Origin of the sequence: Leclercia sp. Colony189 (assembly GCF_009740165.1) — a bacterium.
Lineage (GTDB): Bacteria > Pseudomonadota > Gammaproteobacteria > Enterobacterales > Enterobacteriaceae > Enterobacter.
This window is the reverse complement of record NZ_CP046557.1, coordinates 4,245,873-4,267,107: the sequence shown is the minus strand read 5'-3', so window position 1 is coordinate 4,267,107 and position 21,235 is coordinate 4,245,873. Positions and strand designations below refer to the sequence as shown.

General features: G+C 54.2%; 24 protein-coding genes. 16 read left to right on the top strand and 8 right to left on the bottom strand.

Annotated elements, in window-relative coordinates; all coding sequences use genetic code 11:
• Positions 1-7 precede the first annotated feature (7 nt).
• Both kdsD and GNG29_RS20330 read right to left on the bottom strand, forming a co-directional pair.
• Entirely contained in the window at positions 8-994 is a 987-nt protein-coding gene (gene kdsD / locus GNG29_RS20335; protein WP_156655276.1) for an arabinose-5-phosphate isomerase KdsD, read from the bottom strand.
• Between the two features lie 13 nt (positions 995-1,007).
• Positions 1,008-1,985 carry a calcium/sodium antiporter gene (locus GNG29_RS20330; RefSeq protein ID WP_103177187.1) on the bottom strand — a complete coding sequence of 326 codons (978 nt, stop codon included), beginning with the start codon at positions 1,983-1,985 and terminating at the stop codon, positions 1,008-1,010.
• A gap of 228 nt (positions 1,986-2,213) precedes the next feature.
• On the opposite strand from GNG29_RS20330, the gene mlaF reads away from it, so the two are divergent.
• From mlaF to murA, 7 genes are all read left to right on the top strand, one after another.
• Positions 2,214-3,026, top strand: coding sequence for a phospholipid ABC transporter ATP-binding protein MlaF (gene mlaF, locus GNG29_RS20325; RefSeq protein WP_103177186.1), 813 nt, complete (start codon positions 2,214-2,216; stop codon positions 3,024-3,026).
• Positions 3,027-3,033: 7 nt separating this feature from the next.
• Positions 3,034-3,816 (top strand): lipid asymmetry maintenance ABC transporter permease subunit MlaE, encoded by a 783-nt coding sequence (mlaE, locus tag GNG29_RS20320; protein WP_032614466.1) that lies wholly within the window; start codon positions 3,034-3,036, stop codon positions 3,814-3,816.
• A gap of 4 nt (positions 3,817-3,820) precedes the next feature.
• Positions 3,821-4,381: an outer membrane lipid asymmetry maintenance protein MlaD gene (gene mlaD / locus GNG29_RS20315; protein ID WP_103177185.1), complete on the top strand. Its 561-nt coding sequence runs from the start codon at positions 3,821-3,823 to the stop codon at positions 4,379-4,381.
• Between the two features lie 3 nt (positions 4,382-4,384).
• Entirely contained in the window at positions 4,385-5,020 is a 636-nt protein-coding gene (gene mlaC, locus GNG29_RS20310) for a phospholipid-binding protein MlaC (protein ID WP_103177184.1), read from the top strand.
• Positions 5,020-5,313, top strand: coding sequence for a lipid asymmetry maintenance protein MlaB (gene mlaB / locus GNG29_RS20305; protein WP_156655275.1), 294 nt, complete (start codon positions 5,020-5,022; stop codon positions 5,311-5,313). Before mlaC ends, mlaB begins: the two co-directional genes overlap by 1 nt.
• Positions 5,314-5,439: 126 nt before the next feature.
• Entirely contained in the window at positions 5,440-5,694 is a 255-nt protein-coding gene (gene ibaG / locus GNG29_RS20300; protein WP_103177182.1) for a BolA family iron metabolism protein IbaG, read from the top strand.
• A gap of 52 nt (positions 5,695-5,746) precedes the next feature.
• Positions 5,747-7,006, top strand: a complete 1,260-nt coding sequence (gene murA, locus GNG29_RS20295) for a UDP-N-acetylglucosamine 1-carboxyvinyltransferase (RefSeq protein WP_039031637.1) — start codon at positions 5,747-5,749, stop codon at positions 7,004-7,006.
• 60 nt (positions 7,007-7,066) lie between these two features.
• Here murA and sfsB read toward each other — a convergent pair whose 3' ends face one another.
• Both sfsB and ispB read right to left on the bottom strand, forming a co-directional pair.
• A complete protein-coding gene (sfsB, locus tag GNG29_RS20290) occupies positions 7,067-7,354 on the bottom strand; it encodes a DNA-binding transcriptional regulator SfsB (protein WP_156655274.1) in 288 nt (95 codons plus the stop codon).
• A gap of 229 nt (positions 7,355-7,583) precedes the next feature.
• Positions 7,584-8,555 carry an octaprenyl diphosphate synthase gene (ispB, locus tag GNG29_RS20285; RefSeq protein ID WP_103177180.1) on the bottom strand — a complete coding sequence of 324 codons (972 nt, stop codon included), beginning with the start codon at positions 8,553-8,555 and terminating at the stop codon, positions 7,584-7,586.
• Positions 8,556-8,811: 256 nt separating this feature from the next.
• On the opposite strand from ispB, the gene rplU reads away from it, so the two are divergent.
• From rplU to cgtA, 4 genes are all read left to right on the top strand, one after another.
• Positions 8,812-9,123 carry a 50S ribosomal protein L21 gene (rplU, locus tag GNG29_RS20280; protein WP_042325074.1) on the top strand — a complete coding sequence of 104 codons (312 nt, stop codon included), beginning with the start codon at positions 8,812-8,814 and terminating at the stop codon, positions 9,121-9,123.
• Positions 9,124-9,142: 19 nt separating this feature from the next.
• On the top strand, positions 9,143-9,400 hold the full coding sequence (rpmA, locus tag GNG29_RS20275) for a 50S ribosomal protein L27 (RefSeq protein WP_007673187.1): 258 nt from the start codon (positions 9,143-9,145) through the stop codon (positions 9,398-9,400).
• Positions 9,401-9,496: 96 nt separating this feature from the next.
• Positions 9,497-10,471 (top strand): DMT family transporter, encoded by a 975-nt coding sequence (locus GNG29_RS20270; RefSeq protein WP_103177179.1) that lies wholly within the window; start codon positions 9,497-9,499, stop codon positions 10,469-10,471.
• Positions 10,468-11,640, top strand: coding sequence for an Obg family GTPase CgtA (gene cgtA, locus GNG29_RS20265; RefSeq protein ID WP_103177178.1), 1,173 nt, complete (start codon positions 10,468-10,470; stop codon positions 11,638-11,640). The genes GNG29_RS20270 and cgtA overlap by 4 nt, the downstream gene beginning before the upstream one ends.
• A gap of 33 nt (positions 11,641-11,673) precedes the next feature.
• On the opposite strand, the gene pmrB is transcribed toward cgtA, so the two are convergent.
• The 3 genes from pmrB to dacB are packed head-to-tail and all read right to left on the bottom strand — an operon-like array spanning position 11,674 to position 14,812.
• Positions 11,674-12,717, bottom strand: a complete 1,044-nt coding sequence (gene pmrB, locus GNG29_RS20260) for a two-component system sensor histidine kinase PmrB (protein WP_103177177.1) — start codon at positions 12,715-12,717, stop codon at positions 11,674-11,676.
• Positions 12,714-13,376, bottom strand: a complete 663-nt coding sequence (pmrA, locus tag GNG29_RS20255; RefSeq protein WP_103177176.1) for a two-component system response regulator PmrA — start codon at positions 13,374-13,376, stop codon at positions 12,714-12,716. The genes pmrB and pmrA overlap by 4 nt, the downstream gene beginning before the upstream one ends.
• A gap of 2 nt (positions 13,377-13,378) precedes the next feature.
• A complete protein-coding gene (gene dacB, locus GNG29_RS20250; RefSeq protein ID WP_156655273.1) occupies positions 13,379-14,812 on the bottom strand; it encodes a serine-type D-Ala-D-Ala carboxypeptidase in 1,434 nt (477 codons plus the stop codon).
• A 246-nt stretch (positions 14,813-15,058) separates the two neighbouring features.
• Between dacB and greA the strand changes: the two genes are divergently transcribed.
• Entirely contained in the window at positions 15,059-15,535 is a 477-nt protein-coding gene (gene greA / locus GNG29_RS20245) for a transcription elongation factor GreA (RefSeq protein WP_103177174.1), read from the top strand.
• 152 nt (positions 15,536-15,687) lie between these two features.
• On the opposite strand, the gene yhbY is transcribed toward greA, so the two are convergent.
• Positions 15,688-15,981: a ribosome assembly RNA-binding protein YhbY gene (yhbY, locus tag GNG29_RS20240; protein ID WP_032614629.1), complete on the bottom strand. Its 294-nt coding sequence runs from the start codon at positions 15,979-15,981 to the stop codon at positions 15,688-15,690.
• Between the two features lie 122 nt (positions 15,982-16,103).
• Between yhbY and rlmE the strand changes: the two genes are divergently transcribed.
• The 4 genes from rlmE (at position 16,104) to glmM (ending at position 21,039) form a co-directional block, all read left to right on the top strand.
• Entirely contained in the window at positions 16,104-16,730 is a 627-nt protein-coding gene (rlmE, locus tag GNG29_RS20235) for a 23S rRNA (uridine(2552)-2'-O)-methyltransferase RlmE (RefSeq protein ID WP_103177173.1), read from the top strand.
• Positions 16,731-16,832: 102 nt separating this feature from the next.
• Positions 16,833-18,767 (top strand): ATP-dependent zinc metalloprotease FtsH, encoded by a 1,935-nt coding sequence (ftsH, locus tag GNG29_RS20230; protein ID WP_039031647.1) that lies wholly within the window; start codon positions 16,833-16,835, stop codon positions 18,765-18,767.
• Positions 18,768-18,860: 93 nt separating this feature from the next.
• On the top strand, positions 18,861-19,709 hold the full coding sequence (gene folP, locus GNG29_RS20225; RefSeq protein WP_103177172.1) for a dihydropteroate synthase: 849 nt from the start codon (positions 18,861-18,863) through the stop codon (positions 19,707-19,709).
• Positions 19,702-21,039, top strand: coding sequence for a phosphoglucosamine mutase (gene glmM, locus GNG29_RS20220; RefSeq protein WP_103177171.1), 1,338 nt, complete (start codon positions 19,702-19,704; stop codon positions 21,037-21,039). Before folP ends, glmM begins: the two co-directional genes overlap by 8 nt.
• The last annotated feature ends 196 nt before the right edge of the window (positions 21,040-21,235 follow it).

The following is a 21,235-nucleotide window of genomic DNA, read 5'->3' as shown; positions in this document are numbered from 1 at the left end:
TCCTTCATTACACTACGCCTGCGCGCAAAAGATCATGCATATGTACCACACCCAGTAACAGGTCGCCATCGGCAACCATAACGGAGGTGATATGGCGGGACTGCATCAGGTTCAGTACCTCAACGGCCAGCGTGCCGGGACGCACCCGAATGCCGCCTGAGGTCATCACATCGGCGATACCCAGCTTACGGACATCCACACCCATATCGAACACGCGACGGAGATCCCCATCGGTAAAGATACCCTCAATCTTCATCTGATCGTTGCAGATGACGGTCATCCCCAGGTTTTTACGGGTAATTTCCAGCAGCGCATCGCGCAGGGAGGCCTCTTTACTGACGTGCGGAATTTCATCCCCCGTATGCATAATATCATTCACGCGCAGCAGCAGTTTACGTCCCAGCGCACCGCCCGGATGGGAGAGGGCGAAATCTTCGGCGGTAAAGCCGCGCGCTTCCAGCAGGGCGACGGCCAGCGCATCACCCATAACCAGCGCGGCAGTGGTGCTGGAGGTCGGCGCCAGCCCCAGGGGACAGGCTTCTTTTGGCACTTTAACGCACAGGTGGATATCTGCGGCGCGCGCCATGCTGCTCTCCGGACGGCTCGTAATACAGATCAGGGGAACGTGCAGGCGTTTCAGGACCGGGATCAGCGCCAGGATCTCATTCGATTCGCCCGAGTTGGATAACGCAATGACGATATCCTGTGACGAAACCATACCCAAATCGCCATGCGCCGCTTCGCCGGGATGGACGAAAAACGCTTTCGTGCCGGTACTGGCGAAGGTCGCTGCCATTTTACGGCCAATATGGCCAGATTTACCCATCCCCATCACCACGACTTTGCCAGGACAGTGGAAAAGTTTTTCGCACGCCAGGCTAAAGTCCTGATTAATGTATTGATCTAACTGCGCCAGACCTTCACGTTCAATCTCCAGAACCTCTTTTCCTGCTTTCTGAAAGTCAAAACCCGGCTGCAATTCTATTTGCGACATAATGCGTTTCCGTTTACCCAGAGAGAAGCGGCGAGAGCCAGTACAGCATCGCCATCCATACGACAAATCCCACCGTCAGCAGCGCACCAGCGCCCTGACCAATCTGCCTTTTTCGCCGCCAGCAGAGCAGGGCGAAAATTACGCTGACTAAGACCATCACCCCATAATCGCGGCTGAACGCGAGCGGATTAAACGCGCCAGGGGCAATCAGGGCAGGCAGGCCAAGCACGATAGCAATATTAAAAATATTCGAGCCGATGATATTGCCAATCGCCATGTCGTCTTCACCCTTACGCGCCCCGGCGATAGCCGTTGCGAGCTCAGGCAAACTGGTACCAATGGCAATCACCGTCAGGCCGATGGTTAACTCGCTCATGGCGAAATAGTTGGCCAGAACCGTAGCGTTATCTACAATCATCTGCGTCGCCATGGGCATGATGATTAACGCCACGCCCAGCCAGAGCAGCGCGACGGGTAAGTTCCCCTCACGCGGCAGCTCTGCCACCTGTTCGCGGGTTAACGTGTCACTGCCTTGCTTTTCTGCCGCCCGGGCAAGCTTCACGATATAAAACAGCCAGATGACCGCCAGCGCCAGCAGAAAAATGCCATCGCTGAGGGTTAACTGCCCGTCATATAACACATAACCCGCCAGCAGGCTGACAATTAACATTAGCGGTAATTCACGCCGCAGAACATCAGAATGCACGCGAAAAGGATGCAGTAGCGCAGCCAGGCCCAGGATGAGCAAGATATTGACGATATTGGAGCCAATAGCCGTTCCCACCGCAAGATCAACCTGATCGTGCATCGAGGCGGCCGCAGAGACGATGATCTCCGGCAGGGAAGTGCCTACGCTGACCACCGTCATCCCAATAATCAGGGGGGGAACACCCAACAAACGGCAGAGGATAGAAGCGGAGAACACCAGACGGTCGGCACTGTAGACCACCAAAAGTAAACCAATTATTAACAGTGCCGTTGCAAGAAGCATCAAAAGTCCTTTCTTCAGGTATACTCGCCGGTCCACTGAGAAAAAATCTCTGCCGCTGCATACTGTCTGTAGATGTAACGAATCCTAATTTTGACTTTATGCGCTGTAAAAGTAAAACAAATGCCAGCTTTCGCTTACCTGCAGAGGTAATATTCTGTAAAAATGTTGGGTTTGCGGCGAAATCAGGCATCAAGCTGATCCTGAACCGGCAACAGAAAGGAAATGTACATGAGCCTGAATGAGGCGAATATAGTCGATGTCCGTGGCGTCAGCTTCACGCGCAGCAGCCGGGTCATTTTTGACAACATCTCTCTCACCGTGCCCCGCGGTAAAATTACCGCCATCATGGGCCCTTCCGGCATTGGTAAAACAACGCTGTTACGCCTGATTGGGGGGCAAATTCCGCCAGGCGAGGGCGAGATCCTTTTTGATGGCGAAAATATTCCGGCGATGTCACGTTCGCGCCTCTATACCGTGCGTAAACGCATGAGCATGCTGTTCCAGTCCGGGGCGCTATTTACTGACATGAATGTCTTCGATAATGTCGCCTACCCGCTGCGCGAGCATACGCGCCTGCCGCCGGCGCTGCTGAAAAGCACCGTGATGATGAAGCTCGAGGCTGTGGGACTGCGTGGGGCGGCGAAGCTGATGCCTTCTGAACTCTCTGGTGGTATGGCCCGCCGGGCGGCGCTGGCGCGCGCGATTGCGCTGGAACCCGATTTGATCATGTTCGATGAGCCGTTTGTCGGGCAGGACCCTATCACCATGGGCGTGCTGGTCAAACTTATCTCTGAGCTGAACAGCGCGCTGGGTGTAACCTGTATTGTGGTATCTCACGACGTACCGGAAGTGCTGAGCATTGCCGACTACGCCTATATCGTAGCGGATAAAAAAATTGTGGCGCATGGCAGTGCCCAATCATTGCAGACCAACAGCGATGCGCGAGTTCGTCAGTTCCTCGACGGCATTGCAGATGGCCCCGTGCCGTTCCGTTATCCTGCGGGTGATTATCATAAAGATCTATTGGGAATAGGGAGTTAAGCCACTCATGCTGTTAAATGCGTTGGCCGCTCTCGGACACCGTGGCATAAAAACCATCAGGACGTTCGGGCGTGCCGGGTTGATGTTATTCAATGCGCTGGTCGGGAAACCGGAATTCCGCAAACATGCCCCTCTGCTGGTACGCCAGCTGTATAATGTCGGCGTGCTGTCGATGCTCATTATCATCGTTTCCGGGGTCTTTATCGGGATGGTGCTGGGGCTGCAGGGGTATCTGGTTCTCACCACCTACAGCGCAGAAACCAGCCTCGGAATGCTGGTGGCGCTCTCCCTGCTGCGTGAGCTGGGGCCGGTGGTCGCCGCGCTGTTATTCGCAGGGCGTGCCGGTTCAGCGCTGACCGCTGAAATCGGCCTGATGCGCGCCACGGAGCAGCTCTCCAGTATGGAAATGATGGCCGTGGATCCGCTGCGTCGGGTCATCTCGCCGCGCTTCTGGGCCGGTATGATTTCGCTGCCGCTGTTAACGATCCTCTTTGTCGCGGTCGGCATCTGGGGCGGTTCGATGGTTGGCGTGCAGTGGAAAGGGATCGATGCCGGCTTCTTCTGGTCAGCGATGCAAAGCGCCGTTGACTGGCGTCTGGATCTGGTTAACTGCCTGATTAAAAGCGCGGTATTTGCCGTGACGATCACCTGGATTGCGCTGTTCAATGGCTACGATGCGATCCCGACCTCTGCCGGTATCAGCCGGGCAACCACCCGTACCGTTGTTCATTCGTCGCTGGCCATACTGGCTCTGGATTTTGTGCTCACCGCACTGATGTTTGGGAAATGAGTTCATGCAAACGAAAAAAGTAGAAATTTGGGTTGGCGTATTTGTCCTGCTGGCGCTGCTGGCAGCACTCTTTTTAAGCTTTAAAGTGGCGGACGTAACGACCATCCGCACCGAGCCGACATACCGTATTTATGCCACCTTCGATAACATCGGTGGCCTGAAGAGCCGTTCTCCGGTGCGTATTGGCGGGGTGGTAGTAGGGCGTGTTGCCGATATCACCCTCGATGAGAAAACCTATCTGCCACGCGTGGCGCTGGATATCGAAGAGCGCTACAACCATATCCCGGACACCAGCTCCCTCTCTATCCGTACATCCGGTCTGTTAGGGGAACAATATCTGGCGCTGAACGTCGGTTTTGAGGATCCCGAGCTGGGAACGACTATCCTGAAAGACGGTGGCGTGATTCAGGATACGAAATCAGCCATGGTGCTGGAAGATATGATTGGTCAGTTCCTTTACAACAGCAACAGTAAAGGGGGTGACGAGAATCAAGCTGCGCAGACCCCTGCGCAGAGTGACATTACGCCGCCTGTTGGCACGACGAATTCATCTCAGGAGAAGTAATTCATGATTAAACGACTGTTAATGGTTGCCATGCTGATGATTGCCCCTCTGACTGCAGCTAACGCAGCCGATCAGAGCAATCCTTATCAACAGATGAATGAGGCAGCAAAGAAAACCTTCGATCGCCTTAAAAATGAGCAGCCGAAGATCCGCTCCAATCCTGATTACCTGCGTGATGTGGTTGACCAGGAACTGCTGCCCTATGTCCAGGTGAAATATGCCGGCGCGCTGGTGCTGGGCCGTTACTACAAAGACGCAACGCCTGCGCAGCGCGAAGCCTATTTCGCTGCGTTCCGTGAATATCTGAAGCAGGCCTACGGTCAGGCTCTCGCCATGTACCACGGTCAGACGTATCAGATCGCACCGGAACAGCCGCTGGGTTCTGCGACCATCGTGCCTATTCGCGTGACCATCGTCGATCCGAACGGTCGTCCGCCAGTGCGTCTGGATTTCCAGTGGCGTAAGAACACCCAGAGCGGTAACTGGCAGGCTTACGACATGATTGCGGAAGGCGTCAGCATGATCACCACCAAGCAGAACGAATGGAGCGATCTGCTGCGTACCAAGGGCATTGATGGTCTGACCGCGCAGCTGAACAGCATCGCACGTCAGAAAATTACCCTGGAAGGAAACAAGTAATTATGTCGCAGTTGAGCTGGACCCGTGAGGGTGAGACGTTATTACTCTCAGGCGAGCTGGATCAGGATTATCTGAATCCTCTGTGGGATGCGCGGGACGATGCCATGAAGGGGGTTTCCCGTATCGACCTGAGCGGTATCTCTCGCGTGGATACGGCGGGTGTAGCGTTGCTGGTTCATCTGGTCTCAGCGGGCAAGCAGCAGGGCATCCCGGTGACGCTTTCGGGCGTCAGCGACAATGTCGTCACCCTGGCCCAGCTCTATAATCTGCCGGAAGACGTATTGCCCCGCTAATTTTTTCAGTACGTTACTATCAAAAGCCCTGACAGTTTCATCGTCGGGGCTTTTTGCTTATTTAAGACCGCGCCACTTTGCTCTAAGATGTTGGGCTTGTTTTCACTACCAGATGATATAGAACCCATGGAAAATCATGAAATCCAGACAGTGCTGATGAACGCACTTGCCCTTCAGGAAGTCCACGTCTCCGGCGACGGCAGCCACTTTCAGGTTATTGCTGTGGGTGAGATTTTTGACGGCATGAGCCGCGTGAAGAAGCAGCAGGCTGTCTATGCGCCGCTGATGGAATATATCGCGGATAATCGTATCCATGCCCTGTCGATCAAGGCGTTTACCCCTACAGAGTGGGCACGCGATCGCAAACTAAACGGTTTTTGAGCTGAGGGTGATTTGCCCGCAGCACGGTTGAATTCATACAGAGAGTAATTACATGGACAAATTTCGTGTTCAGGGGCCGACGCGTCTCCAGGGCGAAGTCACAATTTCCGGCGCTAAAAATGCCGCGCTGCCGATCCTCTTCGCCGCACTGCTTGCGGAAGAGCCGGTAGAGATCCAGAACGTACCGAAGCTGAAAGACATTGATACCACCATGAAACTGCTCGGCCAGTTGGGTACCAAGGTTGAGCGTAACGGATCCGTATGGATCGATGCCAGCAACGTAAATAACTTCTCAGCCCCTTACGATCTGGTGAAGACCATGCGCGCATCCATCTGGGCGCTGGGTCCGCTGGTGGCCCGTTTTGGGCAGGGCCAGGTCTCTCTGCCGGGCGGGTGCGCCATTGGTGCGCGTCCGGTGGATCTGCACATTTTTGGCCTTGAGAAGCTGGGCGCAGAAATTAAGCTGGAAGAGGGCTACGTGAAGGCCTCCGTGAATGGCCGTCTGAAAGGCGCCCACATCGTGATGGACAAGGTAAGCGTTGGCGCTACCGTCACCATCATGTCCGCAGCGACGCTGGCCGAAGGGACCACCATCATCGAGAACGCCGCGCGCGAGCCGGAGATCGTGGATACCGCGAACTTCCTGAATACGCTGGGCGCGAAGATCACCGGTCAGGGCACCGATCGTATTACCATTGAAGGCGTTGCACGTCTGGGTGGTGGTGTATATCGCGTCCTGCCTGACCGTATCGAAACCGGGACCTTCCTGGTCGCTGCAGCCATCTCCGGCGGTAAGATCGTCTGCCGCAACGCCCAGCCTGATACGCTGGACGCGGTACTGGCAAAACTGCGCGAAGCGGGTGCCGATGTTGAAACTGGCGAAGACTGGATCAGCCTGGATATGCACGGTAAGCGTCCGAAAGCCGTTAACGTGCGTACCTCTCCGCATCCGGCATTCCCGACCGATATGCAGGCCCAGTTCACTCTGCTGAACCTGGTGGCGGAAGGGACGGGTGTGATCACTGAAACGATCTTTGAAAACCGTTTTATGCACGTACCGGAACTGATCCGTATGGGCGCCCACGCTGAGATCGAAAGTAATACCGTGATCTGTCATGGCGTAGAGAAACTGTCTGGTGCTCAGGTGATGGCAACCGATCTGCGTGCTTCTGCGAGCCTGGTGCTGGCAGGTTGTATTGCGGAAGGTACGACGCTCGTGGATCGTATTTATCACATCGATCGCGGCTATGAACGCATTGAAGATAAACTGCGCGCCCTGGGTGCAAATATTGAGCGTGTAAAAGGCGAGTAATCGTCCCGGCAGCCCCCTGCCACATTGACCGGGGGGTTGCTAGTCCCGTTTAGATGAGCGTCATTCCTGGCGCTCTTTTTCTTGTTTTTTCTGGCGCATCATGCGCGTTCTGTCGACAAATTCGTGCGTGATCGGGTCGTGGTAGCGCGATGGCCAGATAATCCAGGGGTCAGTGCCGAGTGCCGTAGCAATGATCAGTTCTCCCTTTGGCCAGGGGCGGGTCAGCGCATTTGCCAGGGTGGATGAACTCAGGCCATTACGGCGGGATTCTGCAGCAAGCGATGTTCCCTTTTTACGCAGCGCGGCGATGATATCGGCCGAGTGCCAGTCGGTAAATTTCTTATCCATTCAGCTATCCCTCTGTTCGGGTACATGTACGTCATTTCCTCTTAAATGACAGTGTTACTATACCTTCTTCGAACATCGGTTCTAAAAAGTTCGCATTACAGGAGGCAATATTCGGATTTTGCCAGGGCTTTAATCATACGGCCTGTAAGCGGATTATTTAACAATTTGATGGATAAAAACTGGAGCTTATTGGAACTCTCTTTTCACGTAAAAGAGAGTTCATTGAGGATTATCGATCGCGCTGAACGGCAATATGCGCGAGCCCGATCAGGGCATCTCGCCATGGGCTGTCAGGGATGACCTGAAGTGCGGCGATCGCTTTATCGGCCTCTTCCTCTGCACGCTGGCGCGTCCATTCCAGGGAACCACAGGTTGCCATTGCTTCCAGTACTGGTTCCAGAAGGTGTCGGCCGTTTCCTTGCTCAATGGCTTCGCGGATAAGCTTAGCCTGCTCAGGGGTGCCGTTACGCATAGCATGCAGCAGCGGCAGCGTCGGTTTACCTTCGTTCAGGTCATCACCGACGTTCTTGCCGAGCGTTTCGCCGTCGGCGCTATAGTCGAGCAGATCGTCAATCAGCTGGAAGGCGGTGCCAAGGTAGCGCCCGTAATCCTGCAGCCCACGCTCCTGCTCGTCAGTACAGCCGGCCAGAATACCGGAGCACTGGGCAGCGGCCTCAAACAGACGGGCGGTTTTGCTGTAGATCACCCGCATGTAGCTCTCTTCGGTGATGTCCGGGTCGTTGACGTTCATCAGCTGCAGAACTTCACCTTCCGCGATGACGTTCACCGCTTTGGACATCACTTCCAGGATCTTCAACGATCCCAGGCTGGTCATCATCTGGAAAGCGCGCGTATAGATAAAATCGCCTACCAGTACGCTGGCTGCATTGCCGAACGCGGCGTTGGCAGTGGCTTTGCCACGACGCATATCGGACTCATCGACAACGTCATCATGCAGCAGCGTGGCGGTATGGATAAATTCGATCAGCGCTGCGATCGTTACGTGCGCGTTCTCCTGATAGCCGACCGCGCGGGCGGCCAGCACAGCGATCATCGGACGGATGCGTTTACCCCCGCCGCTGACGATGTAATAACCCAACTGATTGATTAGTTGAACGTCAGAATCGAGCTGTTCCAGGATCGCTGCATTCACACCCGCCATATCTTGCGCGGTTAACTCATTGATTTTTTCTAAATTCATCGCAAAAGCCGGGCTTTAAGTCCTGTTTACCACATGTCAAATGGGCTAACGAAGGGTTCGGTTTATCAATAGTAGCGCTGATTGTACTGAAAAAACGCGGCAGATAAACGTTACCGTACGTGTTGTGTTTTTTTTCTTCATGTATTGACTGTAGCACTTGTCAAAGGCTCGCGTTTTGCGTAATATTCGCGCCCTATTGTGAATATTTATAGCGCACTCTGAATCACACGAGGATGTGCGCGGAAGCGGAGTTTATATGTACGCGGTTTTCCAAAGTGGTGGTAAACAACACCGAGTAAGCGAAGGTCAGACCGTTCGCCTGGAAAAGCTGGACATCGCAACTGGCGAATCTATTGAATTCGCTGAAGTTCTGATGATCGCAAACGGTGAAGAAGTCAAAATCGGCGTTCCTTTCGTTGATGGCGGCGTTATCAAAGCTGAAGTTGTTGCTCATGGTCGTGGCGAGAAAGTTAAAATCGTTAAGTTTCGTCGTCGTAAACACTACCGTAAGCAGCAGGGCCACCGTCAGTGGTTCACTGATGTGAAAATTACTGGCATCAGCGCCTAAGACCTGAGGAGAGATTTAAATGGCACATAAAAAGGCTGGCGGCTCCACACGTAACGGTCGCGATTCAGAAGCTAAACGCCTCGGCGTTAAGCGTTTCGGTGGCGAAACCGTTCTGGCGGGTAGCATCATCGTTCGTCAGCGTGGCACTAAGTTCCACGCGGGTAACAACGTAGGTTGCGGTCGTGACCACACTCTGTTTGCTAAAGCAGACGGTAAAGTGAAATTTGAAGTTAAAGGCCCGAACAACCGTAAATACATCAGCATTGTTGCTGAGTAAGGTTTTCTCGGTCCGGTAACGGATTAAAGCCCCGCAACGTGTTGCGGGGCTTTTTACATTGGAAACCCGGTAATTTTTTCGGTAGGGAAAACGGGCATGAAGCAGCAGGCCGGCATTGGTATTCTTTTGGCGCTCACTACCGCAATGTGCTGGGGTGCGCTGCCAATTGCAATGAAGCAGGTACTGGAAGTGATGGAGCCGCCAACGGTGGTCTTCTACCGCTTCCTGATGGCCGGTATTGGATTGGGCATTATCCTTGCGCTAAAGGGTAAGCTCCCTCCGCTGCGCATCTTTCGCAAACCGCGCTGGCTGGTGCTGCTGGCGATTGCGACAGGCGGCCTGTTCGGGAACTTCATTCTGTTCAGTTCTTCCCTGCAATACCTCAGTCCCACGGCCTCGCAGGTAATTGGCCAGCTCTCGCCGGTAGGCATGATGGTTGCCAGCGTCTTTATCCTGAAGGAGAAGATGCGCGGCACGCAGATTATCGGGGCACTGATGCTGCTTTGCGGTCTGGTGTTGTTCTTCAATACCAGTCTGATAGAGATTTTTACCCGCCTGACGGATTACACCTGGGGTGTGATTTTTGGGGTGGGCGCGGCGGCGGTATGGGTAAGTTATGGCGTCGCGCAAAAGGTGTTATTACGCCGTCTGGCGTCACAGCAGATTCTGTTTTTGCTGTACACTTTATGTACTATTGCCCTGTTGCCACTGGCGAAGCCGGGAGTCATTTCCCAGTTAAGCGACTGGCAGCTGGCGTGTCTGATCTTTTGTGGTCTGAACACGTTAGTGGGTTATGGCGCGCTGGCAGAAGCGATGGCGCGCTGGCAGGCAGCGCAGGTAAGTGCGCTGATTACGCTAACGCCACTATTTACACTGTTATTTTCAGATTTATTATCAATGGCCTGGCCCGATTTCTTCGTCAAACCGATGTTAAACCTGTTGGCTTATCTCGGTGCGTTTGTCGTGGTTGCGGGCGCGATGTATTCCGCCATTGGTCATCGTCTTTGGGGACGTTGGCGCAAAAATGAAGCGGCCCCCGCTCAGGCGAATGATTTACGGAGAGTAAAATGAAGTTTGTTGATGAAGCAACGATCCTGGTCGTGGCAGGTGATGGCGGTAATGGTTGCGTAAGCTTCCGCCGCGAAAAATACATTCCCCGTGGCGGCCCTGACGGCGGCGACGGCGGCGACGGCGGTGACGTGTGGTTAGAGGCGGACGAAAACCTCAACACCCTGATCGATTACCGTTTCGAAAAATCATTCCGTGCTGAGCGCGGTCAGAATGGCCAGAGCCGTGACTGTACCGGTAAACGCGGAAAAGACGTCACGGTTAAAGTCCCTGTCGGAACGCGCGTTATCGATCAGGGTACTGGCGAAACCATGGGTGATATGACCAAGCATGGTCAGCGCCTGATGGTCGCTAAAGGCGGCTGGCATGGTCTGGGTAACACCCGTTTCAAATCCTCCGTTAACCGTACCCCGCGTCAGAAGACGATGGGTACGCCGGGTGATAAGCGCGATCTGCAGCTGGAACTGATGCTGCTGGCGGACGTGGGTATGCTGGGGATGCCAAACGCAGGTAAATCCACCTTTATCCGTGCTGTCTCTGCGGCCAAACCAAAAGTGGCCGACTATCCGTTTACCACCCTGGTACCCAGCCTCGGCGTGGTGCGTATGGACAACGAGAAGAGCTTCGTCGTGGCCGATATCCCGGGCCTGATCGAAGGCGCTGCCGAAGGGGCGGGCTTGGGTATTCGCTTCCTGAAGCACCTTGAGCGTTGCCGCGTTCTGCTGCACCTCATCGATATCGATCCTATCGACGGTTCCGATCCGGTGGAAAACGCCCGTATCATTATCGGCGAGCTGGAAAAATACAGCGACAAACTGGCTGCCAAGCCGCGCTGGCTGGTCTTCAACAAGATCGACCTGATGGATAAAGCGGAAGCCGAAGCGAAGGCGAAAGCCATTGCCGAAGCGATGGGCTGGGAAGACAAGTACTATCTCATCTCCGCCGCAAGCCAGATGGGCGTGAAAGAGCTGTGCTGGGATGTGATGACCTTCATCATCGAGAACCCGGTAACGCAGGCAGAAGAAGCGAAACAGCCTGAGAAAGTCGAATTCATGTGGGATGACTACCACCGTCAGCAGCTTGAAGAGCAGGTGGAAGAAGACGACGAAGAGTGGGATGACGACTGGGATGAAGATGACGAAGAAGGCGTCGAATTCATCTATAAGCGTTAAGACCGTCAAGAGCCCCCTTATCAAGGGGGCTTTTTAATTCAGTGTTTCTGGCAGCCAGCAGGTGACTATCAAGCCGCCTTCGGGGCGATTCTCCAGCGTCAGCTTGCCGCGATGCAGCTGTACAATACGCTGAACGATGCTCAGCCCTAGCCCGCTTCCGCCATAGCGTTGATCGATGCGGCGAAACGGCTCGGTAATCGACTGGCGATGGGCTTCATCTATGCCAGGCCCCTGATCGCTGACGCTCACCTGCGTACCGCCGTCGACCTCCTGCATGGCGACTTCAATAGTGGTTCCCGCCGGGCTGTAACGCACTGCGTTTTCCAGCAAATTGCGCAACATTAGCCGTAACAGGATTGCATCGCCCTGTACGTTCTGTGGGCTCGCCTGCGGCCAGATGAGGGTATGGCTTTTTACCTCATTCTCCAGCGCCAGCGGCGCAATAATGGCTTCGCTCCAGTTAACCGTGTCGTAGTGGCCGCTGGCCATAGCTTGACCCGCCCGGGCCAGCATTAGCAGCTGCTCTACGGTATGCATCAGTTGATCGATTCGGGTAATCAGCGTCGTCGCCTGAGGCGAGCCTGACTGCGCCATCAGCTCCAGATGCAGGCGAATACCCGCCAGCGGCGTACGCAGCTCATGTGCGGCATCAGCGGTGAACAGGCGCTCCTGCTGAATGGTTTGATCCAGCCGGGCGAGCAGTTGATTCAGCGAGGTGGTGACGGCGCCTATTTCCTCCATATCGGAGTACATCGGCAGCGGCGTAAGATTATCGGCAGAACGGTTCGCAAGGCTGGTGCGTAGCTGATTCAGCGGACGGGTGATCCAGCTGACGGCCCAGAAAGAGAAGAGCAGGGTAAATCCGACCATCACCAGCGAAGGGACCAGCAACGAGGCGATCGCCTCCCGGATCTCTTTCTCGACATGCTGGTTGCGGGATTTTGCCGACAGCGTCTCGCTCACCAGAAAGCTAATTTGCTCCCGGCTCTCATGCCAGAGCCAGATGACGCTGATCAGTTGAAAGAAAAGCAGAATGACTGCCAACAGCACCATCAGACGACGGCGCATGCTGTTCATTTTTGACTCTCAAGGCGATATCCCACGCCGCGTACCGTTTTGATCCGGTCTTTGCCCAGCTTGCGTCGCAGATTATGAATATGCACCTCCAGCGTATTAGAGCCGGGATCGTCCTGCCAGGAGTAAATATCCTGCTGTAAGGTTTCCCGGTGGACGGTCTGACCGGTGCGCATAATCAGCCGGGTTAGCAGAGCAAACTCTTTAGGGGTCACTTCGACCGGCTGGGATTGCTGTAAAACCTGCTGGGTTTGCAGATTTAACGTCAGATCGCCATCGCTGAGCAGGTTATCGCTGTGCCCCTGATAGCGCCGGATCAACGCTCTGGCGCGCGCCTGAAGTTCTGCCAGCGCAAAGGGCTTCACCAGATAGTCATCGGCACCGGAGTCCAGGCCGTTAATCCGGTCTTCCAGCGCGTCGCGGGCGGTCAGGATCAGCACAGGATTATCGATACCCCGTCGGCGCCACTGGCTTAGCAGGGTGGCGCCATCTTTATCGGGCAGGCCAAGATCGAGGATCACCAGGCTGTATTCGCCGCTCTGGATAAGGCCATCAGCTTCGGCGGCGGTACCCGCGCAATCAAGCGTGTAACCTTCAGCCGAGAGCGCCAGCGCCAGTCCTTCCTGTAACAGCAGATCGTCTTCAACAATGAGTAATTTCATCGCTAGTTGTTCTGATAAATGTCCTTGTAAAGCCGGCTTTCAAAGCGCACCAGCGGGATACGGCGGTTACGCTGGTCGGCAGGTTCCACCGCGTAGCCAGAAAGATACTGCACGAATGCCATCCGCTGTCCGCTGGCGGTGGTGATAAACCCGGCAAGGTTATACACCCCCTGCAGGGAGCCCGTTTTGGCGGAGACTTTGCCATCGACGCCCGCGGCGTGCAGGCCCGCACGGTACTGCAGGGAGCCGTCATAACCGGCGAGCGGCAGCATTGAGATAAAGTTTAGTTCAGTGTCGTGCTGAGCAATGTACTGAAGGACCTGCATCATGGTGGCAGGAGAGATCAGGTTATGGCGCGACAGACCCGAACCATCGACTGCGATGGTGTTGCCAAGATCGATGCCAGCCTGCTGGCGGAGGATCTGACGAACCGCATCTGAACCGGCACGCCAGGTGCCAGGTACGCCAAAGCGGGCATGCCCAATCATGCGAAATACGGTATCGGCGATCATGTTGTCCGATTTTTTCAGCATGATCTTCAGCAGATCGTGCAGCGGCGCCGACTGCTTACTGGCAATCACGGTGCCGGGCTCGTTGCTCTGCGTCTGACGCAGCAGGGTACCGCTGTAAGTGATGTTGGCCTGCTTCAGTTCATTCTTAAGGATCGCCCCGGCATAGCTTGCGCCATCCTGAATGGCGAAGGCCAGCGGCAGTGGATCGGCCCGCTGCGTCAGGCAGCCGGTCAGGGTAAAGCGGTTCAAATCGCCCGGGACGACATCCAGTTCGCAGTACTGCGCTTCCGGGGAACCTTTCGCCAGGGTACGCACCTGGCTGAACATGTTGACCGGATAGTAAGAGGCCACCCGAATGAAGGCTAAATCGTTCGGTTTGGGCGCGCTGTATAACGAAATGGAGAAGCAGTTGCGATCGACGATCGCGGCCGCGGGCGGGGCGCTAAAGCACTGAGTCATATCATTCCACGGCCAGCCGGGGGCTTTATCGTGGCTGGCAAAAATGGACGTATCGATAAGCACATTGCCTTCAATGCGCTGTACGCCAGACTTCTTTAGCACGGCGACCATGTTGCGGATATCCTGACGCTTAAATGTCGGATCGCCGCCAAAACGGGCAATAAGATCGCCTTTCAGCACACCGTTCTCAATGTTGCCTTTGCTTTCAAGCGTGGTCGTAAAACGAAAGTCGGGCCCAAGCTGCAGCAGGGCAGCCAGCGCCGTGATCACCTTTTGGGTACTGGCAGGCAGCGCCATCTGCTGGCTGTGATAATCAATCTCAGGCGCCTGAGCTCCTACCTTTTGCACGACCAGGGCAAGATTGGCGCCATCGGGCAGCTGATTAATATACTCATCAACGTTCGCTGCCTGGACAGTGAACGCAATAGTGGTGGTCAATCCGATGATAAATCTGGAAAATCGCATAATCTCGCGCTAACAACCCGGAAACAAACCGTCATACTACGGCCCAACGCCCTGTAAAGTAAACGATGACCCATACTGAACTTCGCGTTAAAATACGTATCAAACTGAAAAATTGCTGCTGACCTGGAACATTGTTTCCGGGTCAGTTTTCTTTTGCTTCTGACCTGTGCCAGGCTGTGATGCCTGCGGGGCCAGTAGTCGGGTCGGTTAACCGTACCTAACAGGAATGTCAAAGAGGTATAACAAATGCAAGCTATTCCGATGACCTTACGTGGTGCTGAAAAACTGCGTGAAGAGCTGGATTTTTTGAAATCTGTTCGCCGCCCTGAAATCATCGCCGCCATTGCGGAAGCACGTGAGCATGGCGATCTGAAAGAGAATGCTGAGTATCACGCCGCGCGTGAGCAGCAGGGGTTCTGCGAAGGGCGTATCAAAGATATCGAAGCCAAGCTGTCAAATGCGCAGGTGATTGATATCACAAAAATGCCAAATAACGGACGCGTGATTTTTGGCTCTACCGTCACCGTGATCAATCTGGATACGGACGAAGAGGTCTCCTACCGCATCGTGGGTGATGACGAGGCTGATTTTAAGCAGAATCTGATCTCAGTAAACTCGCCAATCGCACGCGGTCTGGTGGGGAAAGAGCAGGACGATGTCGTCACCATCCGTACGCCAGGCGGCGAAGTGGAATTCGAAATTACCAAGGTTGATTACCTGTAATTCGCATCCCCGGACAGATGTTGATAGATTGTAAAGATAGGAAAAAGGCCGCATAGCGGCCTTTTATCAACTCAAGGAGCATGGCATTTTGCTCACCTGCTAAAGAAAAACCCCTCGTTTTACACAGTAAATGTGTTCAATTCAGGATAATCTTAGCGTGGCAGCGAGATTTTACGCTCTTTAGATGGGCGGTAGAGCACCAGCGTTTTACCGATGACCTGTACATTACAGGCGCCGGTCTCGCGCACGATTGCTTCCACGATCAAGGTCTTGGTGTCTCTGTCTTCAGAGGCGATTTTCACCTTGATTAATTCGTGGTGCTCCAGCGCTTGTTCAATCTCGGCCAGTACCCCTTCGGTCAAACCATTGTTGCCAAGCATAACTACAGGCTTGAGCGGATGTGCCAGACCTTTAAGGTGCTGTTTTTGTTTAGTACTTAGATTCATCGTATATTTTTGCTTACGTTGGGATTGAAAACGGTTCATTCTACCGCCATCTCCCTAATATCGCCAAATTGCTGAGTGGAAATTTACACCACAGGCTACGATGAACCAGGACGGAAAGTTAAATGACAGGTAAAAAGCGTTCTGCTAGCTCGAGCCGCTGGCTCCAGGAACACTTTAGCGATAAATATGTTCAACAGGCACAGAAAAAGGGGTTACGTTCCCGTGCCTGGTTTAAACTTGATGAAATACAGCAAAGTGACAAACTCTTTAAACCGGGGATGACAGTTGTTGACCTCGGTGCAGCGCCCGGTGGATGGTCGCAATATGCGGTAACGCAAATCGGCGGAACGGGCCGAATTATCGCCTGCGATCTTTTACCTATGGATCCTATCGTTGGTGTGGACTTCCTTCAGGGCGATTTTCGTGATGAATTAGTACTGAAAGCGTTACTTGAACGGGTAGGTGACAGTAAAGTTCAGGTTGTCATGTCCGATATGGCGCCAAATATGTGCGGAACACCGGCGGTGGATATCCCCCGCTCCATGTATCTGGTAGAACTGGCGTTAGAAATGTGTCGTGATGTATTAGCGCCGGGTGGTAGTTTTTTAGTAAAGGTGTTCCAGGGCGAAGGTTTCGAGGAGTATCTGAAGGAAATTCGCTCCCTGTTTACGAAGGTCAAAGTTCGTAAACCGGACTCTTCGCGTGCGCGTTCACGTGAAGTGTATATTGTAGCGACCGGGCGAAAATGATAACCGGTGAATTTCAGGCGAAAGTTTGAAATAAATCGGATACAGAGTATCCTGACGCTGTTTTTAACACAGTTGTAATAAGAGGTTAATCCCTTGAGTGACATGGCGAAAAACCTAATACTCTGGCTGGTCATTGCCGTTGTGCTGATGTCAGTATTCCAGAGCTTTGGGCCCAGCGAGTCTAATGGCCGTAAGGTGGACTACTCTACCTTCCTGCAAGAGGTCAACCAGGATCAGGTTCGCGAAGCGCGTATCAACGGACGTGAGATCAACGTTACCAAGAAAGATAGTAACCGTTACACGACTTACATTCCGGTGAACGATCCTAAGCTGCTTGATAACCTGCTGACTAAAAACGTTAAGGTTGTCGGCGAGCCGCCGGAAGAGCCAAGCCTGCTGGCTTCTATCTTCATTTCCTGGTTCCCGATGCTGCTGCTTATCGGCGTCTGGATCTTCTTTATGCGTCAGATGCAGGGCGGCGGTGGCAAAGGCGCCATGTCGTTCGGCAAGAGCAAGGCGCGTATGCTGACGGAAGACCAGATCAAAACCACTTTTGCTGACGTTGCAGGTTGCGACGAAGCGAAAGAAGAGGTGGGTGAACTGGTTGAATACCTGCGTGAGCCGAGCCGTTTCCAGAAACTAGGCGGTAAGATCCCGAAAGGCGTTCTGATGGTAGGTCCTCCTGGTACCGGTAAAACCCTGCTGGCGAAAGCCATCGCAGGTGAAGCGAAGGTGCCGTTCTTTACCATTTCCGGTTCTGACTTCGTTGAAATGTTCGTGGGTGTGGGTGCATCTCGTGTGCGTGACATGTTCGAACAGGCCAAGAAAGCCGCACCGTGCATCATCTTCATCGATGAAATCGACGCCGTAGGCCGCCAGCGTGGCGCGGGCCTGGGCGGTGGTCACGATGAACGTGAGCAGACGCTGAACCAGATGCTGGTTGAGATGGATGGCTTTGAAGGTAACGAAGGCATTATCGTTATCGCCGCAACTAACCGTCCGGACGTTCTTGACCCTGCGCTGCTGCGTCCAGGTCGTTTTGACCGTCAGGTTGTGGTTGGTCTGCCAGACGTTCGTGGCCGTGAGCAGATCCTGAAAGTGCATATGCGTCGCGTACCGCTCTCTCCGGACATCGATGCGGCAATTATTGCACGTGGTACGCCGGGCTTCTCCGGTGCCGATCTGGCTAACCTGGTGAACGAAGCTGCACTGTTTGCTGCCCGTGGCAACAAGCGTGTGGTCTCCATGGTGGAGTTCGAGAAAGCGAAAGACAAAATCATGATGGGTGCGGAACGTCGCTCCATGGTGATGACGGAAGCGCAGAAAGAGTCCACGGCTTACCACGAAGCGGGTCACGCGATTATCGGTCGCCTGGTGCCGGAACACGATCCGGTGCATAAAGTGACGATTATTCCACGTGGCCGTGCGCTTGGCGTAACGTTCTTCCTGCCGGAAGGCGATGCTATCAGTGCCAGCCGCCAGAAACTGGAAAGCCAGATTTCAACCCTCTATGGTGGTCGTCTGGCAGAAGAGATTATCTACGGTGTGGAACATGTTTCGACCGGTGCGTCTAACGACATTAAAGTCGCGACCAACCTGGCGCGTAACATGGTGACCCAGTGGGGCTTCTCCGACAAACTTGGTCCGCTGCTCTATGCGGAAGAAGAAGGCGAAGTGTTCCTTGGCCGCAGCGTGGCGAAAGCGAAACATATGTCCGATGAGACAGCTCGTATCATCGACCAGGAAGTGAAAGCGCTGATTGAACGTAACTACGGTCGCGCCCGTCAGATCCTGAATGACAATATGGATATCCTGCACGCCATGAAAGATGCGCTCATGAAATATGAGACCATCGATGCGCCGCAGATTGATGACCTGATGGCTCGCCGTGATGTTCGTCCGCCTGCGGGCTGGGAAGATCCAGGTGCCTCTAACAACTCTGACAACAACGGTACGCCACGTGCGCCGCGTCCGGTCGATGAACCGCGTACGCCAAACCCGGGTAACACCATGTCAGAACAGTTGGGCGATAAATAAGCCACCGCTGTCAATGATCTTCTCTTAACCTGAAACCCTGGGGCTTGCCCCGGGGTTTTTCTTGTCTGCTTAACCAAAAATCAGGGATTTGCTATGAAACTCTTCGCCCAGGATTCTTATCTCGATCTTTCTCATCCCCATGTGATGGGGATCCTGAACGTCACGCCAGACTCTTTTTCCGATGGCGGCACGCATAACTCGCTTATTGATGCGGTCAGGCATGCGAATCTGATGATCAACGCTGGCGCGACGATCATCGACGTAGGTGGAGAGTCAACGCGACCTGGGGCTGCGGATGTCAGTGTTGATGAAGAGTTATCGCGCGTTATCCCGGTCGTTGAGGCGATAGCCCAGCGTTTCGAAGTCTGGATCTCTGTCGATACCTCCAAACCTGAGGTGATTCGCGAATCGGCAAGAGTGGGCGCTCACATTATCAATGACGTTCGCTCCCTCACCGAGCCCGGTGCGCTTGAGGCGGCTGCTGAGACCGGTTTACCGGTATGCCTGATGCATATGCAGGGCCAGCCGAAAACCATGCAGGATGCGCCGAAATACAGCGACGTGTTTGCGGACGTGAACCGCTACTTTGAAGAGCATATTGCGCGCTGTGAACGTGCCGGTATCGCAAAAGCGAAATTGCTGCTCGACCCGGGCTTCGGTTTCGGTAAAAATCTCTCTCACAACTACGAACTTCTTGCGCGCTTATCGGAGTTTCACCATTTTGGCCTGCCGCTGCTGGTCGGAATGTCGAGAAAATCCATGATAGGCCAACTGCTTAACGTTGGGCCATCAGAACGTCTAAGTGGCAGCCTGGCCTGTGCGGTGATTGCAGCGATGCAGGGAGCACATATAATTCGCGTCCATGACGTAAAAGAAACAGCAGAAGCCATGCGAGTGGTGGAAGCCACACTGGCAGCTAAGGAAAACTCCCGCTATGAGTAATCGTAAATTTTTTGGTACCGACGGCATTCGTGGACGCGTGGGCGATGCGCCAATCACTCCTGAGTTTGTACTGAAGTTAGGCTGGGCGGCTGGCAAGGTGCTGGCAAGCCACGGGTCGCGCAAAATCATTATCGGTAAAGATACGCGTATTTCCGGTTACATGCTCGAATCCGCACTGGAAGCGGGTCTGTCTGCCGCTGGGCTCTCCGCCTCTTTCACGGGCCCTATGCCGACCCCCGCAGTGGCCTATCTGACCCGCGCGTTCCGTGCCGAAGCGGGCATCGTGATCTCTGCCTCGCATAACCCGTTCTACGATAACGGCATCAAATTCTTCTCCATTGACGGCACCAAACTGCCGGATGACGTTGAAGAAGCGATTGAAGCGGAAATGGAAAAAGAGCTGACCTGCGTTGACTCCGCTGAGCTGGGTAAAGCCAGCCGTATCGTCGATGCTGCGGGTCGCTACATTGAATTTTGCAAAGGCACCTTCCCGAACGAACTCAGCCTGGGTCATCTGAAAATCGTGGTGGACTGCGCTAACGGTGCAACCTACCACATCGCCCCTAACGTATTCCGCGAACTGGGCGCGCAGGTTGTTGCCATCGGTTGCGAGCCAAACGGTCTGAATATCAATGCCGAGGTAGGTGCAACGGATGTTCGCGCTCTGCAGGCGCGCGTACTGGCGGAGAAGGCCGATCTCGGGATTGCTTACGATGGCGATGGTGACCGCGTCATCATGGTTGACCATGAAGGCAATAAAGTCGATGGCGACCAGATCCTCTATATCATCGCCCGCGAAGGGCTGCGTCAGGGACAGCTGCGCGGTGGCGCCGTTGGAACGCTGATGAGCAACATGGGCCTGGAGCTGGCGCTCAAGCAGTTGGGTATCCCGTTTGCGCGCGCGAAGGTTGGCGACCGTTACGTACTGGAAAAACTGCAGGAGAAAGGCTGGCGCATCGGTGCGGAGAACTCCGGTCACGTGATCCTGCTCGATAAAACCACTACCGGTGACGGGATCGTGGCGAGCCTGCAGGTTGTGGCAGCGATGGTGCGTAACCATATGTCCCTGCACGATTTGTGCAGTGGGATGAAAATGTTCCCGCAGATCCTGGTCAATGTTCGCTTTACGGCAGGTAAGGGCGATCCACTGGAAAACGAGAACGTGAAAGCGGTGATGGCTGAAGTGGAAGCGGCGTTGGGCTCCCGTGGCCGCGTTCTGCTGCGTAAGTCGGGTACCGAACCGCTGATCCGTGTGATGGTGGAAGGGGAAGACGAAGCACAGGTCACCGAGTTTGCCCATCGCATCGCTGATGCGGTAAAAGCTGCATAACCTCTGGTAAGTGTTTAAAAAGGCGGCTTATGCCGCCTTTGTTTTGTACAGTTGTGGCGGTTTTGCTGTTTTTTTCCGCACTTGATACAATGAGCTGAAATTGCCCTTGCGAAGGTCATTCGCTTTGGTTAGTATTCACACCCGCTTCAGTGGGAAAGCAAAATTCCTGCTTATTGGTTGAAGCATTGGTATGCGG

Bases quoted from the DNA above. Each gene is read 5' to 3' on its own strand.
- mlaC (WP_103177184.1), top strand. From the start codon at position 4,385: ATGATTAAACGACTGTTAATGGTTGCCATGCTGATGATTGCCCCTCTG.
- yhbY (WP_032614629.1), bottom strand. From the start codon at position 15,981: ATGAATCTAAGTACTAAACAAAAACAGCACCTTAAAGGTCTGGCACAT.
- mlaE (WP_032614466.1), top strand. From the start codon at position 3,034: ATGCTGTTAAATGCGTTGGCCGCTCTCGGACACCGTGGCATAAAAACC.
- ispB (WP_103177180.1), bottom strand. From the start codon at position 8,555: ATGAATTTAGAAAAAATCAATGAGTTAACCGCGCAAGATATGGCGGGT.
- rplU (WP_042325074.1), top strand. From the start codon at position 8,812: ATGTACGCGGTTTTCCAAAGTGGTGGTAAACAACACCGAGTAAGCGAA.
- ftsH (WP_039031647.1), top strand. From the start codon at position 16,833: ATGGCGAAAAACCTAATACTCTGGCTGGTCATTGCCGTTGTGCTGATG.
- pmrB (WP_103177177.1), bottom strand. From the start codon at position 12,717: ATGAACAGCATGCGCCGTCGTCTGATGGTGCTGTTGGCAGTCATTCTG.
- glmM (WP_103177171.1), top strand. From the start codon at position 19,702: ATGAGTAATCGTAAATTTTTTGGTACCGACGGCATTCGTGGACGCGTG.
- mlaF (WP_103177186.1), top strand. From the start codon at position 2,214: ATGAGCCTGAATGAGGCGAATATAGTCGATGTCCGTGGCGTCAGCTTC.
- murA (WP_039031637.1), top strand. From the start codon at position 5,747: ATGGACAAATTTCGTGTTCAGGGGCCGACGCGTCTCCAGGGCGAAGTC.
- kdsD (WP_156655276.1), bottom strand. From the start codon at position 994: ATGTCGCAAATAGAATTGCAGCCGGGTTTTGACTTTCAGAAAGCAGGA.
- folP (WP_103177172.1), top strand. From the start codon at position 18,861: ATGAAACTCTTCGCCCAGGATTCTTATCTCGATCTTTCTCATCCCCAT.
- greA (WP_103177174.1), top strand. From the start codon at position 15,059: ATGCAAGCTATTCCGATGACCTTACGTGGTGCTGAAAAACTGCGTGAA.
- ibaG (WP_103177182.1), top strand. From the start codon at position 5,440: ATGGAAAATCATGAAATCCAGACAGTGCTGATGAACGCACTTGCCCTT.
- cgtA (WP_103177178.1), top strand. From the start codon at position 10,468: ATGAAGTTTGTTGATGAAGCAACGATCCTGGTCGTGGCAGGTGATGGC.
- rlmE (WP_103177173.1), top strand. From the start codon at position 16,104: ATGACAGGTAAAAAGCGTTCTGCTAGCTCGAGCCGCTGGCTCCAGGAA.
- mlaD (WP_103177185.1), top strand. From the start codon at position 3,821: ATGCAAACGAAAAAAGTAGAAATTTGGGTTGGCGTATTTGTCCTGCTG.
- GNG29_RS20330 (WP_103177187.1), bottom strand. From the start codon at position 1,985: ATGCTTCTTGCAACGGCACTGTTAATAATTGGTTTACTTTTGGTGGTC.
- GNG29_RS20270 (WP_103177179.1), top strand. From the start codon at position 9,497: ATGAAGCAGCAGGCCGGCATTGGTATTCTTTTGGCGCTCACTACCGCA.
- pmrA (WP_103177176.1), bottom strand. From the start codon at position 13,376: ATGAAATTACTCATTGTTGAAGACGATCTGCTGTTACAGGAAGGACTG.
- rpmA (WP_007673187.1), top strand. From the start codon at position 9,143: ATGGCACATAAAAAGGCTGGCGGCTCCACACGTAACGGTCGCGATTCA.
- dacB (WP_156655273.1), bottom strand. From the start codon at position 14,812: ATGCGATTTTCCAGATTTATCATCGGATTGACCACCACTATTGCGTTC.
- sfsB (WP_156655274.1), bottom strand. From the start codon at position 7,354: ATGGATAAGAAATTTACCGACTGGCACTCGGCCGATATCATCGCCGCG.